At 44.1% G+C, this 15386-nt stretch carries 14 protein-coding genes and 2 tRNA genes; 9 read left to right on the top strand and 7 right to left on the bottom strand.

Going from position 1 to position 15386, the window contains the following annotated elements:
- Window positions 1-2: 2 nt before the first annotated feature.
- Window positions 3-854, bottom strand: coding sequence for a substrate-binding periplasmic protein (locus tag CW735_RS05825; RefSeq protein WP_232230614.1), 852 nt, complete (start codon window positions 852-854; stop codon window positions 3-5).
- A gap of 31 nt (window positions 855-885) precedes the next feature.
- Window positions 886-1536, bottom strand: a complete 651-nt coding sequence (gene queE / locus CW735_RS05820; RefSeq protein WP_100971262.1) for a 7-carboxy-7-deazaguanine synthase QueE — start codon at window positions 1534-1536, stop codon at window positions 886-888.
- 118 nt (window positions 1537-1654) lie between these two features.
- Between queE and queC the strand changes: the two genes are divergently transcribed.
- Window positions 1655-2311 carry a 7-cyano-7-deazaguanine synthase QueC gene (gene queC, locus CW735_RS05815; protein ID WP_100973183.1) on the top strand — a complete coding sequence of 219 codons (657 nt, stop codon included), beginning with the start codon at window positions 1655-1657 and terminating at the stop codon, window positions 2309-2311.
- 93 nt (window positions 2312-2404) lie between these two features.
- Here queC and CW735_RS05810 read toward each other — a convergent pair whose 3' ends face one another.
- From CW735_RS05810 to CW735_RS05790, 5 genes are all read right to left on the bottom strand, one after another.
- Entirely contained in the window at window positions 2405-2782 is a 378-nt protein-coding gene (locus CW735_RS05810) for a hypothetical protein (protein ID WP_100971260.1), read from the bottom strand.
- Complete coding sequence (locus CW735_RS05805) at window positions 2782-3057, bottom strand: hypothetical protein (protein ID WP_232368370.1); 276 nt, start codon at window positions 3055-3057, stop codon at window positions 2782-2784. The genes CW735_RS05810 and CW735_RS05805 overlap by 1 nt, the downstream gene beginning before the upstream one ends.
- A 161-nt stretch (window positions 3058-3218) precedes the next feature.
- Window positions 3219-4145 (bottom strand): LysR family transcriptional regulator, encoded by a 927-nt coding sequence (locus tag CW735_RS05800; protein WP_100971258.1) that lies wholly within the window; start codon window positions 4143-4145, stop codon window positions 3219-3221.
- Window positions 4146-4379: 234 nt separating this feature from the next.
- Window positions 4380-6395 (bottom strand): excinuclease ABC subunit UvrB, encoded by a 2016-nt coding sequence (gene uvrB / locus CW735_RS05795; RefSeq protein WP_100971256.1) that lies wholly within the window; start codon window positions 6393-6395, stop codon window positions 4380-4382.
- 10 nt (window positions 6396-6405) lie between these two features.
- Window positions 6406-7698 carry an MATE family efflux transporter gene (locus tag CW735_RS05790; RefSeq protein ID WP_442857504.1) on the bottom strand — a complete coding sequence of 431 codons (1293 nt, stop codon included), beginning with the start codon at window positions 7696-7698 and terminating at the stop codon, window positions 6406-6408.
- 1313 nt (window positions 7699-9011) lie between these two features.
- Here CW735_RS05790 and CW735_RS05785 point away from each other — a divergent pair.
- The 8 genes from CW735_RS05785 (at window position 9012) to CW735_RS05750 (ending at window position 15378) form a co-directional block, all read left to right on the top strand.
- Window positions 9012-9088 (top strand) — tRNA-Asn (locus tag CW735_RS05785).
- 28 nt (window positions 9089-9116) lie between these two features.
- A tRNA-Asn gene (locus CW735_RS05780) sits at window positions 9117-9193 on the top strand.
- 217 nt (window positions 9194-9410) lie between these two features.
- Window positions 9411-9992, top strand: a complete 582-nt coding sequence (gene rsxA / locus CW735_RS05775) for an electron transport complex subunit RsxA (protein WP_071979542.1) — start codon at window positions 9411-9413, stop codon at window positions 9990-9992.
- Window positions 9992-10561, top strand: a complete 570-nt coding sequence (gene rsxB / locus CW735_RS05770) for an electron transport complex subunit RsxB (protein WP_100971254.1) — start codon at window positions 9992-9994, stop codon at window positions 10559-10561. The genes rsxA and rsxB overlap by 1 nt, the downstream gene beginning before the upstream one ends.
- A 5-nt stretch (window positions 10562-10566) precedes the next feature.
- On the top strand, window positions 10567-12909 hold the full coding sequence (rsxC, locus tag CW735_RS05765; RefSeq protein WP_100973180.1) for an electron transport complex subunit RsxC: 2343 nt from the start codon (window positions 10567-10569) through the stop codon (window positions 12907-12909).
- Window positions 12906-13991, top strand: a complete 1086-nt coding sequence (gene rsxD, locus CW735_RS05760) for an electron transport complex subunit RsxD (protein ID WP_100971252.1) — start codon at window positions 12906-12908, stop codon at window positions 13989-13991. Before rsxC ends, rsxD begins: the two co-directional genes overlap by 4 nt.
- The gene (rsxG, locus tag CW735_RS05755; RefSeq protein WP_100971250.1) at window positions 13991-14686 is read left to right on the top strand and encodes an electron transport complex subunit RsxG; all 696 of its coding nucleotides are present in this window, start codon (window positions 13991-13993) and stop codon (window positions 14684-14686) included. The genes rsxD and rsxG overlap by 1 nt, the downstream gene beginning before the upstream one ends.
- Window positions 14686-15378, top strand: a complete 693-nt coding sequence (locus CW735_RS05750; protein WP_071979547.1) for an electron transport complex subunit E — start codon at window positions 14686-14688, stop codon at window positions 15376-15378. Before rsxG ends, CW735_RS05750 begins: the two co-directional genes overlap by 1 nt.
- Window positions 15379-15386 lie beyond the last annotated feature (8 nt).

The raw sequence follows: 15386 nt of genomic DNA, 5'->3' as shown, positions 1-15386 counted from the left end.
TTTTATTGCATAGACGTATACCACAGAGACTCATCATCTAATGGCGTATCATCGGGTAGCAAAGGGTTTTCAATCGTAAATATCGTTCTTTCGCTCATATTAATTTTATCGAGAACAGGCAAATAGGTAGACTGAAAAAGTTTATCAAACGACCCATCAGCTTTCGCTCTGCGAAGCCCCGACTCGATTAGATTTGCCAATGTTTTATTATTGTTGCTGACAAAATAATACATGGCAGTGGGATAATATAAGGCATAAGACGGTTCTAGGGATATGTTTGACCCTTTACCAAGCTTTTCAAGCTCAGGTGTGATCTCAATAACCGAGCGGGGAAAGAAATCGCCTCTCCCCTGCTTTAGAAAATCGTAGGCTTCATCGAACTCAGGCACAGTAAACACATTAAAGCCGTTGGCCTGTAAAATTTTGGTATCCGGCCAGTCTTCCCCTTGCACTGGAACAAAGCCACGCATATCTTCAATAGAACTAATGTTTTTGAACTTCGCCCGCTTTTTATCGTTTACTGCAAAAACTCGTAGACCGATTAGTCCTTTGGCAATAGGTATTCGGATAGCATTGAGATCTTTCTCCCTCTGGATATCCGTCATACTCCACACAACGTTTACCTGTCTATTTTCACGCAGCTGGCGCATTGCTTTACCAGATAGCAAAATTCTGTCTGAGGGACGTAGTTCATAGTTAACGCCTGTTTTGTCGAGCGCTAGTTTAAGCAGTGCTATGGGATATTGCGTGCGCTCGTCAGTATCGTCTATTGGACGCGGGTAAGTGATTGTCCACAACGCCCCTTGAACCGAAAAACAGCCAAGCAACAACACAAGAGCAAGTGCTCTACACATCCCTAACATTCCTTTATTTGTCATTAGGTTATTATTCAATACCTATATACTTATGTGTTTGTAAAGATAGCCGCCAGTTTCTCGCAATACAAGTCTTCACGGCTAATTCCGTTGCTCTTGGTTGCTGACTTATTGGCTGGAGACATACCTGCTTTCCTTCCAGTGACGACACATTAGCTAAAAGCGCGTCGAGTTCATCAATATGCTTTTGCATAGCAATGGGATGCTTTATTTCATTTGCGCGCTCTAGCGCACTGGTCAGTACTTCAAAACCGCCTCGCATATTTATCTTCGGAGATACCGTGACATATGTTCTTTCATCACAAAAAATTTCAAACGTGCCGCTTGTTTCAATTTGCGTTGTAAAGCCGTTATCGTGCAGTAATGTAGTCAGTCCCCGCAGGTCATACATACATGGTTCACCGCCGGTAATGACAACGTGCTTGGCTAGATACCGCTCTTTTTCAAATAAGGTGAGAAGCTCTTTATCATCGCTAAGAAAATATGTTTCTGACTCCTCTGCTTGCTCGATGATCTCTTTTGAGGAAACAATTAAGTCTTCCTTTATTTCCCATGTGTGTTTTGTGTCGCACCACGGACACCCCACTGGGCACCCTTGTAAACGAACAAAAATTGAGGGAATTCCTGTATGCGCTCCCTCACCTTGTATGGTTTCAAACATTTCATTGATGTTTAACGTGCTTAATACAGACAAATTGACGTCCTTTACCGATTGTATCTTGGGATTTTACCAAGGATCACATAAAATTCTGACATTATTTCTTAATTCGTCAAAAACTATGTCAGAAAACGTTGTTGTTATTTATTCAGGAGGTATGGATTCCTTCACTGTATTGCATAAAGCGCTTAGGGAAGGGAAAAAGGTGCACGCGCTTAGTTTCAATTATGGTCAACGCCATAAGAAAGAACTTGATTACGCGGCTGAGGTCTGTGAGTCGCTTAATGTGCCACATAAAGTGGTTGATATAAGTGCTATCAATTCTTTAGTGGGTGGTTCTGCGTTAACCTCTGATATTGAGGTTCCAGAAGGTCATTATGAAGAACCCAGTATGAAACAAACGGTTGTACCTAATCGCAATATGATTCTACTGTCACTTGCGGTTGGCTATGCAGTTAGTTTAGAGGCAAACAAAGTCTACTACGGTGCTCACGCTGGTGATCACGCTATTTATCCAGATTGTAGACCCGAATTTGTGCACCGTATGAACGACGTGTGCGGGATAGCAAATTACACCCCCGTTGAAATTGTCACTCCTTACATCGATGACAGCAAAACAGCAATTCTCACCGACGGCCTCAACATGGGGCTAGATTATGGCAAAACGTGGACATGCTATAACGGAAGAGAGAAAGCATGCGGAAAATGCGGGGCCTGTGAAGAGCGTTTAGAGGCATTTAAGGACAATAACGCCACTGACCCCTTAGAATACGAGTAGTTCTTTTTAAGAGTCTAACTTGTGACTAAAGCCCTTTCACAAGGGCTATGTCCACAAAGCGCTTTTAACGGAAAAATGCGTGAGCGCTCGAGGTCACTTCCTCATTGCAATACGCTGAAACGCCACTGAGCCGATATGCACAATGACAACGGATATGAAAGCACACACGCCTAACGCCCCGCCAATTCCATTTAAAAACGGTAGAATAACCGCACTGATTGCGCCAAACACACAAGACGCTATCAAAATTCCGGTATGATTGAGTCGATGAGACGATGTCATGCCCACAAAGCTTCCGCCAAAGAACATAGTGGCATAAACATTAGCCTTATCTGTACCAGCGAGCATCAAAACCAGTAGATAACATACTAATGTACCGGCACTGCTTGCTCTAACACTGTTCATCCAAGGTTGAGAACTAGCTTTGTATGTGACTATGCCTCCTAATAGCGCAAAGAAAAACAATACCATCAGAACATCATCGCTTTAGTTAAGATAACGCTAGCCACGGAAACGAAGGCAATTGCACCAAGCTTTCCGCCAATGCCAATTAATACATCCCTCAAGGCCGTATAAAGCGCGGCACCGATGATACTCATCAACATTAAATCGTAAACAGAGGAAACAATATCGTAGGAGCACATTCCCGCAAAGGCTCCGGCATAGATTGCCGACTGTATGTGGTGTTTGAAACGTAAATGAGAGGGAAAAAAGCTACCTAAAAGACCTATTGAGGCTGAGCTCACAACAACAGGCACGTGTAGTGAGCTGTGCAGAAAAAAGCAGCCGTAAATTCCAAAAAAGAATGAAAGTAACTTGGCTAAATAAAAAATACCGGTTTCTTTCAACGCTCTGCCTTCGCCACACAAAACCCATTTCTGCGCTGTAATTTTAGGTAAGTTTGCTATTATTTTTGGCTCTCAGCGATGAAATAGCTAAGTTCTTTTATGCAGTGGCGTAACACTGGGTTTAACCGAGTATTTTTGCCATTCATTACAAACAATTCGTGGGTGAACTTAAATAGGCTTCCGTTCGCGATAGGAACTAATCCTAACGCTGCTCCCTGCTCTTTTGCTATATAGTCGGGTAACAGACCTACATACTCTCCTGTCATAATAGCTGACATAGCAGCATCAAAGGAGTCGGAGAAGGTTTGAATAGCAAGACGTGACTCGTCTTCAATATAGTTAGCAGAAGACAAACCCGATATACCTATTGCGGGATAATCCTCAATGTTTACATCATCAGGAAGCTCGGTATCTCGGTATTTTGCCAATGCATGAGTAGGTGAGCAGTATAAACGCCCTTCAACATCTAGCCCAACAGGGTGAAAGGTTACCGATTCGGGTTTGACCATGTCATAGGTTGATACAACAAGGTGACATTCACCAGATAGTGCTACGTGCTCTACTTCATTATATAAACGCGTTTGAATATTTACGTGAATATCATCAAACTTTTTCATGGTGCTTTTAACGGCTTTACTTACCGCTAGATGCATTGAAAGCGGCAAGCCGGCCATGAGTACAAGCGTAATGTGCCCAGAATAATCGTCATGAAGCGACTTCAGGTTGAAAACGAAATTATCGAATGCGTTGAAAATACGCTTGGTTTCTTGAAAAACAACCTCGCCTTCCTTGGTCATCTGAAAACCGCCTCGGCCCCTATGACAAAGAACGAGATCTAAGCGCTCTTCCAACTTTTTGATTGCCGCGCTTATGTTGGGTCGCTGCATACGCAACACGGGTTCAGCCGCCGTAAATCCATTACAACTTGCCACTGCGTAAAACACACGCAATAGCTTAATATCCGATTCTTGGAGACGATTTAGCATAGTAGCACCTGTTTTAGGTATAGTTATTGATACTCTTCCACTAACTATATGAAACTAGACAGGCTATTACAACGACAATTTGCGACATTTAATCGCAATTATGGTGTTTTTTCTTTGTCATTTTAATCTCGTGGGTTATTCAGCTTTATACTGAATAACTGTTTTATAAGAGCGTGTTGGTCGTTGCTTTACAATTTTTGAGCAAAGATCATCACGCCCCTGTTGGTTAAAAATTTACGATAAAGCGACAACTTGCTTTCTCAAGGCTTCTACATCATCTCTCAGTGATGCTGCTTTTTCGAATTCGAGCTCTCTCGCATATTCAAACATTTGCTTTTCGAGTTCAGCAATTTGATCCATAAGATCAGTGGCACTGGCCGTCTTCTGCTGTTTTTTCTTCTCTTCTACCTTACGGAGTCTTACTTTACCAGACGCAGGGTGCGCGCTTTCACCTAAGTCCATAATATCGGTGATTGCCTTATTCAAACGCATTGGAGTGATATTATTCGCTTTATTGTGCGCCATTTGTTTTTCACGGCGTCTATCGGTCTCGTCGATAGCTTTTCGCATAGACTTAGTGATGGTGTCGCCATATAAAATAGCTTTGCCGTTTAAGTGACGTGCAGCACGACCGATAGTTTGTATGAGAGAACGCTCAGCTCGTAAAAAGCCCTCTTTATCGGCATCTAATATGGCGACAAGAGAAACTTCAGGCATGTCTAAACCTTCTCGTAATAGGTTTATGCCTACCAACACATCAAATTTCCCTAGGCGTAAATCACGAATTATTTCGATGCGCTCTACCGTATCTATATCTGAATGAAGATAGCGAACTTTGACGCCGTGTTCGTTCAAATATTCACTCAAATCTTCCGCCATGCGCTTGGTAAGCGTGGTTATTAGCACCCGCTCATCTAACGCCACACGCTTGTGAATTTCAGAGAGTACATCGTCCACTTGAGTAGCTACGGGGCGCACCTCAATTATAGGGTCTAATAAACCAGTGGGTCTCACTACTTGTTCAATAATATCGCCTTCGGTTTTTTTCAACTCATAATCGCCGGGCGTTGCAGAAACATAGATTGTTTGAGGGCAAATCTTCTCGAACTCTTCAAACTTCAGAGGTCGATTATCTAGGGCCGATGGCAACCTAAAACCAAACTCAACCAATGTCTCTTTACGGGAGCGGTCGCCGCGATACATAGCACCCACTTGAGATACGGTTACATGAGATTCGTCGATAAACATCAGGCCATCAGCTGGAAAGTAATCTAACAAGGTTGGCGGTGGCTCGCCTGAAGCGCGACCAGAAAGGTAACGCGAGTAATTTTCGATACCAGAGCAATAGCCAAGCTCCATCATCATTTCTATGTCGAATTGCGTTCGCTGTGAAATTCGCTGCTCTTCAATCAGCTTATTTGCTTCTTGCAGCTGCTTTTTACGGTCTCCCAATTCATCCTTTATGTGCTCAATTGCGTTAAGAATTTTTTCTCTCGGCGTTACATAGTGAGTTTTAGGAAACACGGTAGCCCGCACTACTGACTTATCAACGGCACCAGTAAGTGGGTCAAACAAGCTTATTTTATCAATTTCATCATCGAAAAGCTCAACTCGCACAGCTTGCTTTTCCGAATCGGCGGGAAAGATATCTATGACATCGCCGCGAACGCGAAAAGTGCCTCGCTCAAAGGCCAGATCGTTGCGCTTGTACTGCAATTCAGCAAGTCTTCTTAATATATCGCGCTGGTCCATAGTGTCGCCCTGGCGAAGGTGCAACAGCATTTTCATATATGACTCTGGGTCGCCTAAGCCATAAATAGCAGACACACTGGCAATAATAATGACGTCTCTTCGCTCCATCAGCGCTTTGGTCGCAGACAGTCGCATTTGCTCTATATGGTCGTTAATAGAGGCATCTTTCTCAATAAACGTATCTGTAGTTGGCACATAGGCTTCAGGCTGATAATAATCATAGTAAGATACAAAATACTCTACGGCATTATTCGGAAAGAACTCTTTCATTTCCCCATAAAGCTGCGCCGCTAACGTTTTGTTATGAGCTAGGATTAAAGTGGGACGCTGCACTTCTTTTATCACGTTAGCCATAGTAAATGTTTTACCCGAACCGGTAACACCTAACAGTGTTTGTGCGGCTAAACCACTTTCCAAACCGTCCACTAAGGATTCAATTGCCGCGGGTTGATCGCCATCGGGTTTATATTTCGAATGAAGTTCGAAACCTCTACTCATTTCAATACCTTTATTTTGAGCTAACAGAGCTGTGGTCGCACTGCGCTATTGCTTTTTTAAACACGACAAGAGAAACACCCGCCATGGCCACGTTTGCAATAACGTTACCAATAAATAGTCCTTGCAGGCCGTATAAGTAACTGCCCGCAATACTAATGGGTACGAAGAAAACGAATAAGCGGATGATACTAAGAATTAGCGCGGCCATAGGACGATGCATAGCGTTCAACGATGAATTCGTTAACACTATGATCCCCTGCATGCCATAGCCTAGTGGCACAATCATAAGGAACAGTTGAATTAACGCACTCACTTTAGCTTCATTTGCAAATGCCTGTGCAATCCAATCAGACAGCCCCCACATGGCGAGAAACACTACGAATTGCCATACTAAAACAAATTTAAGCGCGAGCGAATAAGCATGCTTAACACGCTCTATTTGTGATGCACCAAAGTTTTGACTTATAAATGGAGGGAGAGTCATTGATAGTGCTAACACCACTATATTAGCAATTGATTCCATTCGATTCCCTACCCCCCAGGCAGCTACAGCCTCAGCTCCGTAGGCGGCAACTATGGCGGTCATCACTCCCCCGGCAATCGGTGTAAGCATGTTCGCCCCCGCGGCGGGCAATCCTATTTTTAGAATATCTCTGCTACTGGTGCGCAATTCAGCAAATGAGAGCAACCTTGGAAGCATTAACTTACGACGTACGGCCAAGATGTAAATAATCCAACCGGCGCCTACTAACCAAGCAATAAAGGTGGCAAGTGCAGCGCCTTTAATTCCCATTGCAGGGATAGGCCCAAAACCAAAAATGCATAACGGGTCAAGCAACGCATTTAAACCGCCGACAGACGCCATAACGATACTGGGAGTTTTCGTATCGCCACATGCTCTTAATACGCTGTTGCCTACCATAGGGAGAGCGAGAAAAACACTCGATATATACCACAAGCCCATATAGTCAGAGATATAAGGCATTAGACGTGCAGAGGCATTGAGCATGGAAAAAACGGGGGTTATTGAGAAGAAACCTATAGTGGCCAACACGCCTACTAGCATTGCAGATAGAGTCAATGAGCCAGTGGCATACAGCTTAGACTTCTCTAGCTCTTTACTTCCCTGCAAGCGTCCAATCGTTGCTGATGTGCCAATTCCAAGACCTATGGTTAAGCTAATGACGGTAAACGTCACAGGAAAAGTAAAACTAATTGCTGCTAAGGGATCGGTGCCAAGGAGGCTTACAAAAAAAGTATCAATTAAGCCAAAGCTCATCATCATGACCATGCCCAAAATCATCGGAATAGTCATACGCTTTAATGTTGGGCCTATGTCGCCTTCCAATAAGTTGGACACTTTACGATCTCGCTGGTCTTTAATCACTTACTCTCCTGTGCGTTTTTTTATTTCTTGTCTTGGCGTCAGACAACGTATGTAGATATCTATACGCCTATATGTAAAATAAGTGCGATACTAACAGCGCTATTATTGCGATTTAAAAACAAAACCTCGATTTAAAATCAAAACACGTTTACTTACTATTTATAAAAAAGGTTTATAGCAAAAAGCTTTTTGCCGCGCGTCTATTGCGCTGCACACTTATTCCCGTGCACCTATTCCCCTCCACTGTGCAGCCCAACGGCGGTAGTTTAAAAGAGTGCTGGTTGTTATGCCACGGCTAAGCGATGAAATAGATATTTAGTGCGCCTTTAAACCTGATTTTGTTTTTGATGAAAATATTCTTTAGAGCAGCTTTTAATGCGAATAGGTTGAAATAAGATTTTGCCTTGGTAGTTTAATGTTTGTTATCAGAAGATAGAGAAATAAAGTCTCTTTCCAACTTTCAACCTCGTTACTACTCACTCGATTCGCCCATTGGAGTGCGGTATAAGCGGCAAATTTAGAAAATCAGTTCCCATTAGCAAAGCGTTAATGATGTTATAAACATGTAACAATTATTGAAAAAACATAAATTTAGCTGTTTGGCTTTTAGACATTCGTTGAATTAACACACAAGCTAAAATTTATCCATGGGATCAAGGTCGATCTGCTTAATAGATCTGCAAATTGACTTTAATTAATTGATTTTTATCAAAAAACAAAAAATAACCCACTCGACATATACTGATCAAAAGCATTATGATCGTTCTGTAAATAAGCATAAAATCAACCTATCAACATAGTTATCCACAGAATTAGTGGATAACTAACGGCAGGCCATAGTTGGCGGGATTTGTTGAACAAAAAGTCTCATAAAAGGTAAGTAATGACTAACCTTTTAATCCTTAGGTTCAGGTTACAGATTTATGAACGCCTGTACATAATACCAGTATGAAAGCTTTTTTTTATTCTTTTTTGTTATAGCATTCGCGCAATAACCGATATGCGAATTTAGACATTCCACAGTCTCTTTCAGCACTAGGAAAATAATATTTAATCGGCAGGATACGGCCCTATGCTCAGTAATTAAGCACAAATTTTACCGTACTGACGACAAATTAAGCACAAAAGGCAAGAAAAGCTATTTTTTGTGCAGTCAGAACAAATATTTTAGATATATTGTTGACAGCAACAATGTACCTCTTTAATATTCGCCTCCGTTGAAGCACAGGTCCCCCTTAGCTCAGTTGGTTAGAGCGACGGACTGTTAATCCGCAGGTCCCCCGTTCGAGTCGGGGAGGGGGAGCCAAGCTTTCAACAACAAATTAAGTGTCAATTCCCCCTTAGCTCAGTTGGTTAGAGCGACGGACTGTTAATCCGCAGGTCCCCCGTTCGAGTCGGGGAGGGGGAGCCACTTAATTGGCTAAAGCTCCACTAGCTTAGGTTACCACTCTAAAATTCCGTTTTTATTTACCCTTTTAGATACAACAATACATTAAATTACCCTAATTCAATCAAGTTGTTAAACCTGCCTTAAAAAGGGATAATAGCGCTACATCGCTTTCTTTTTTATTCGTGGGCAATGACCCTAGCAATTGTTGAAGGAATTGTTTTCCCATGTTGGTTTTTTCATGACTGAATTTCTACTGCTTTTGATTGGCACAGTATTGGTAAACAACTTCGTTTTGGTGAAGTTTTTAGGGCTATGTCCATTTATGGGAGTTTCGAGCAAGCTCGAAACTGCGATGGGTATGTCTATGGCTACTACCTTTGTACTCACGCTAGCATCGGCATCGAGTTATCTCGTGGAAACTTATCTTCTTGCCCCTCTCGGGTTGAGTTATCTGAGAACTTTAGCCTTTATTCTAGTTATTGCAGTGGTAGTGCAGTTTACTGAAATGGTTGTCCATAAAACCAGTCCTACACTCTACAGGCTTCTGGGGATCTTTCTTCCTCTTATTACAACAAACTGCGCTGTGCTTGGTGTTGCCTTGTTAAATTTAACTGAGCAACACAACTTTATGCAAAGCCTTATATATGGTTTCGGCGCTGCGCTCGGCTTCTCATTGGTACTTATATTGTTTGCAGCTATGCGTGAACGACTCGCCGCAGCGGATGTTCCGGTTGCGTTTAAAGGGGCCTCAATCGCAATGATAACCGCTGGGTTAATGTCGCTGGCATTTATGGGTTTCAGTGGGTTGGTGAAAGTATAATGTCTATTTCTTTCGCAGTTATCACAATTGGCATATTGGCCGTTATTTTTGGTTTAATTTTAGGCTACGCGAGTATTCGCTTCCACGTAGAAGGCGACCCTCTTGTTGATCAAATTGATGAAATTTTGCCGCAAACACAGTGCGGTCAGTGTGGTTATCCGGGTTGTAAGCCTTATGCAGAGGCTATTGCTAATGGGGATGATATTAACAAGTGTCCTCCTGGCGGTGAATCCACGATTAAAAAGTTAGCCGACCTGATGGGGGTAGAAGCAAAACCCCTTGATGCTGCACACGGTGAAGAAGACTCAAAAAAAGTCGCGTTTATTCGCGAGGACGAATGCATTGGATGCACAAAGTGTATTCAAGCATGTCCGGTGGACGCAATTTTAGGTGCGGCAAAGCACATGCATACGGTTATTACTGATGAGTGTACTGGTTGCGATCTTTGTGTTGCCCCCTGCCCTGTAGACTGCATCGACATGGTTCCACTGGTGCAAACCACATCCACGTGGAACTGGGACTTTTCTGCCTCACCGAAAGGTGACATTCCTATAAAAATGGTGTCTTAATTGTGTTGTCTCCTAGCTTCGATTCCATTATAGAAAACCTTAACGACGGTAAACTCTACTCCTTCCCAGGTGGCGTGCATCCTGACGATAGAAAATCTCTGTCTAATAACACGTCGATACAAACCCCGTCACTTCCCGAACACCTCATCATTCCTATGCGTCAACATATTGGATCAGATGGTGCGTGCTGCGTAGAGGTAGGTGATAGGGTTTACAAAGGCCAAATATTGTCGCAGAGCGCCACGCCCTTCGCCGTGCCAGTTCACGCTCCAACCTCTGGCGAAATTATCGCAATTGCGCCGCATGTAGTTGCGCACCCAAGCGGCTTAACCGAAATGTGTATTACGCTTAAGCCTGATGGTAATGATACGTGGTGCGACTTGGAGCCCCTACCCAATTATCTTGACGAGAATAAAAACGAGATCATTAAGCATATCTGTCAAGCGGGTATCTCGGGAATGGGGGGCGCTGGCTTCCCTACCCATATTAAGACTTCCACGTCGAAGCCAATCGAATTCTTAGTACTTAATGGCATTGAATGCGAGCCATACATCACGTCAGACGACAGACTGATGCGAGAGCATGCGTGGCAAATTAGTCAGGGCTTAGATATTTTGGCCCACCTTATTAACCCTCAGGCGATAATTATTGCCATTGAAGATAATAAGCCTGAGGCTCTCCAAGCTCTGAACATTGCTTGCCAAGATAAAGAATCTTACCGCGTAGTGAGTGTAGAAACTAAGTACCCGGCAGGCGGCGAAAAACAACTTATACAGGTATTAACCGGCAGAGAAGTTCCTCGCGACGGCTTACCCATAGATATTGGCATTGTAATGTTCAATGTGGGCACGTGCTACGCCGTAGCCGATGCGATTTTGCAAGGCAAACCTTTGATAGAGCGCATTGTTACCGTAACAGGAGAAGCCGTTCAGAAGCCGGGGAATTTCAGAGCGCTCATTGGTACTCCTGTCGCGCATCTTCTTGAACAGGCTGAATACAACCCTAAAAAGCAAAAAGTACCTAAGGTAGTTATGGGCGGCCCTATGATGGGCTTCACCCTATCAGACGCAACAATTCCTATTGTTAAAACCACAAACTGCCTGCTAGTTCCCAGCAAAAAAGAATTGGTAGACGAAGGGGCTGAGCGCCCCTGCATTCGCTGTAGCGCTTGCGCAGATGCTTGCCCTGCCTCGCTGCTGCCTCAGCAAATGTTTTGGCATGCTAAAGCGAAAGAATATGACAAAACAGAAGACTACGACTTATTTGACTGTATAGAGTGCGGCGCATGTGCATACGTATGCCCAAGTGAGATCCCCTTGGTTCACTACTACCGGCAGGCAAAAGCAGATATTCGACTGCAGCGAGACGAAAGAAATAAGGCAGAAAAAGCCAAGCAGCGCTTTGAAGCACGAAACGAAAGGCTTGAGCGAGAGAAGCGTGAAAGAGAGGAAAAGCATCGCAAGGCGAAAGAAGCAAGGCTCGCAGCAAGCAAAGCCAAGCCTTCTGGCGCAGAAGAAGCTGCTTCACCGGTAAACGAAACAAAAGATAAAGTTGCCGCAGCACTTGCTAGGGCCAAGGCTAAAAAAGCCGCTCTTCAAGCAAACTCATCAACAGGGGATGTTTCCTCTAAACCAATTTCCGAGACGAACTCGCAAGTCGCTGACGAAGATAATAAAACTCAAACTGCAGCCAACGACAAAAAGGCGCAAGTCGCAGCAGCAATAGCGAGAGCAAAAGCGAAAAAAGAAGCTCAAGCTAGCTCAGCGAAAAACCCAGATGCACCACTCGCTGAAACGCACAACGCTGATTCCACATCGGCCGATGCTAAAAAGGCTAAAGTAGCTGCGGCTATAGCTCGTGCGAAGGCAAAAAAAGCGGCGCAAGAAACAAAAGATAATGCCCCGTCACACGCCCCGTCAAACGAGGCTCACCAAGTTGAAAGCACTCAATCTACCTCAGACAACGCAAAAGACAGTTCAAAGGAAAGCGGAAATGAGAGCAGAAATGAGAGCGGAGTATCTCCCAAGGAGCCTAACGCTTCCGAAGCCAGCGGTGGAGCAACTTCAGCAGCTGAAGCAAAAAAAGCGCGTATTGCTGCGGCAGTAGCAAAGGCTAAAGCCAAAAAAGCGAGTGCTCAAGGCAGTACGTCGGCCAGCAATGCCGCAAATAGCAATTCTGCAAACAGCTATGCTCACACAGACGATGCGATGACTAGCGATACAAGTAATGATACTTCTGTATCTACCGGTAACACGACGCCAGATGACAAAAAGGCGCGCATAGCGGCGGCAGTGGCAAAAGCGAAGGCTAAAAAAGCGGCGGCTGATAAAGAGAAAGAGTCGAAATGAAACTAAGTTTATCAAGCTCACCACATCAAAGAGTCAGACGTGACACTGGGCAAGTCATGCGTATTGTTATTTATGCAATGATTCCTGGCATGCTAGCTCAGACATTCTTCTTTGGCTGGGGAATGCTAATTCAAGCGATAATTGCGGTGTTTAGCGCTGTTCTTTTTGAAGGTGTTATCTTATATCTAAGAAAGCGACCTATAGAAAGAACACTTACCGATTATAGTGCAGCACTCACCGGACTTTTAATCGCTATAAGTATCCCCCCCACTCTACCTTGGTGGATGACGGTTATTGGCGTGTTTTTTGCCATTGGGGTAGCAAAACAAGTTTACGGCGGTCTAGGTTTCAATATTTTCAACCCTGCTATGATTGCCTACGTGGTTTTACTTATTTCGTTTCCAGCCGCGATGAGCCTCTGGCTTCCTGCTACAACGCAAGCGGGGATTACACCCAGCTTTTTAGACTCTGTATCACTTATTTTTACCGGTTTCACCACCAGCGGCTACGACGTTACTCAGTTGAGAACTATCGCCGACGGCGTGACAATGGCAACGCCGTTGGATACGTTAAAAACCGATCTGACTCAAGGGCTAACCTACTCAGAATCATTATCAAAGGCGACATTTAACGGAAGCTTCTTTGATGCTGCCGGCGCAGGATGGGGATGGGTTAGCCTAGCCTACTTACTTGGCGGTCTTGCACTTGTAAAAACTCGTGTCATTAGTTGGCATATTCCCGGCAGCATGATTGTGAGTGTATTTATCTGCGCAGCCGTTTTGCATTTAGCTAATGGCGATGTTTACGCGTCACCACTCTTTCACTTATTAAATGGCGCTGTTATCGTTGGCGCTTTCTTTATCGCAACAGATCCAGTATCAGCCTCAACTACACCTAGAGGCCGCATTATCTTTGGTGCCGCAATTGGGTTTTGGATTGTAATTATTCGTGTCTTTGGTGGATACCCAGACGCGGTCGCCTTTGCCGTGATTATCATGAATATGGCGGTACCCTTAATCGACTATTACACTCGCCCCCGAGTCTATGGCAAGAATGTGACCAGTAAACGAGGTGCAAAGTAATGTTGAAAGATAGCTTAGTTAAAAATGGCGCTATGCTAGGTGCATTTGCCATTGTTACCACAGCACTTATTGCCGTTACTTTTTTTGGTACCAAGGACACCATCGAAGAACAAAAGAAGCGCAAGTTACTCAGTGTTCTAAACGAAGTAGTTCCTAACAACCTACACACCAATGCGCTGTATGCTGACTGTACTGTCACTGAGTCAAAATCATTAGGACCTGGTCAGCATGCGATTTATAGAGCGCGTTTAGATAATTCACCAAGTGCGCTAGTCGTTCAGGCAACAGCGCCCGATGGATATAGCGGCAACATTGATATGGTGATTGGCGTTAACACCCAATTAGAGGTGCTAGGCGTTCGCGTAGTGGAGCATAAAGAGACACCAGGACTTGGTGATAAAGTAGAGCTTGCGATAAGTGATTGGATAACTTCCTTTGCTGGCAAAGATTTCTCAAGTGATAACCTGGCGCCATGGCAAGTTAAGAAAGACGGTGGTGAGTTTGACCAGTTTACTGGCGCAACAATTACCCCTAGAGCAGTAGTGAGTGCAGTGAAAAACGCTCTTTTGTACGTTGAAACCAATCAGCAGGTATTATTTGATGCGGCAAATGCCTGCGACACAACAGACACGGCAGATGTTCAGGCAGTGAAAAGTCAAGCTGCTGATCACCAAACATCTGAGGAGCAAATATAATGACCGATTTTCGCGACCTATCGCTTCAAGGGCTATGGAAGAACAACCCTGCTCTAGTGCAGCTTCTCGGACTCTGTCCGCTGCTAGCGGTAACCTCAACCTTCATTAATGGCTTAGGCCTTGGCCTCGCCACAATGCTTGTGCTCATTGGCAGTAATGTAACCGTATCTTTAGTGCGTAACATTGTGCGCAATGAAATCCGTATACCTGTGTTCGTTATGATCATTGCCTCGTTTGTGACTATTGTGCAGCTTCTTATGAACGCCTACACCTACGAGCTATATTTAGCACTGGGGATTTTTATTCCTTTAATTGTGACTAACTGCGCCATCATTGGCCGAGCGGAGGCTTTTGCCTCGAAAAATAAGCCGCTGGCGTCAGCGTATGACGGTGCCATGATGGGGCTTGGTTTTACAGCTGTTCTGGTTATTCTCGGCGGTTTGAGAGAGGTGTTAGGTGCAGGCACTCTACTCGCTGGAGCCGATAGACTCTTTGGCGATGCTGCTAAAAACTGGACAGTTGTTCTATTTGAGACCGATAGCCCGTTTTTACTCGCCATTCTTCCTCCTGGCGCTTTTCTCGCAATGGGCTTGTTAATAGCATTAAAAAATATGATAGATGCGAAGCTGGCAGCAAGAGAAACAGCACCAAAAGAGAAAGCAGAAAGGGCTAGAGTAACGGCAGAGGCGTAAAAAGTAGT

Source organism: Alteromonas sp. MB-3u-76 (genome assembly GCF_002831605.1).
GTDB classification, from domain to species: Bacteria; Pseudomonadota; Gammaproteobacteria; order Enterobacterales; family Alteromonadaceae; genus Alteromonas; species Alteromonas hispanica.
The sequence above is the reverse complement of the archived record's forward strand: the minus strand, read 5'-3'. Positions and strand labels throughout refer to the sequence as shown.

Coding starts and splice junctions, on each gene's coding strand:
- CW735_RS05825 (WP_232230614.1), bottom strand. CDS start 854: ATGTGTAGAGCACTTGCTCTTGTGTTGTTGCTTGGCTGTTTTTCGGTT.
- queE (WP_100971262.1), bottom strand. CDS start 1,536: ATGTTTGAAACCATACAAGGTGAGGGAGCGCATACAGGAATTCCCTCA.
- queC (WP_100973183.1), top strand. CDS start 1,655: ATGTCAGAAAACGTTGTTGTTATTTATTCAGGAGGTATGGATTCCTTC.
- CW735_RS05810 (WP_100971260.1), bottom strand. CDS start 2,782: ATGGTATTGTTTTTCTTTGCGCTATTAGGAGGCATAGTCACATACAAA.
- CW735_RS05800 (WP_100971258.1), bottom strand. CDS start 4,145: ATGCTAAATCGTCTCCAAGAATCGGATATTAAGCTATTGCGTGTGTTT.
- uvrB (WP_100971256.1), bottom strand. CDS start 6,395: ATGAGTAGAGGTTTCGAACTTCATTCGAAATATAAACCCGATGGCGAT.
- CW735_RS05790 (WP_442857504.1), bottom strand. CDS start 7,698: ATGATTTTGGGCATGGTCATGATGATGAGCTTTGGCTTAATTGATACT.
- rsxA (WP_071979542.1), top strand. CDS start 9,411: ATGACTGAATTTCTACTGCTTTTGATTGGCACAGTATTGGTAAACAAC.
- rsxB (WP_100971254.1), top strand. CDS start 9,992: ATGTCTATTTCTTTCGCAGTTATCACAATTGGCATATTGGCCGTTATT.
- rsxD (WP_100971252.1), top strand. CDS start 12,906: ATGAAACTAAGTTTATCAAGCTCACCACATCAAAGAGTCAGACGTGAC.
- rsxG (WP_100971250.1), top strand. CDS start 13,991: ATGTTGAAAGATAGCTTAGTTAAAAATGGCGCTATGCTAGGTGCATTT.
- CW735_RS05750 (WP_071979547.1), top strand. CDS start 14,686: ATGACCGATTTTCGCGACCTATCGCTTCAAGGGCTATGGAAGAACAAC.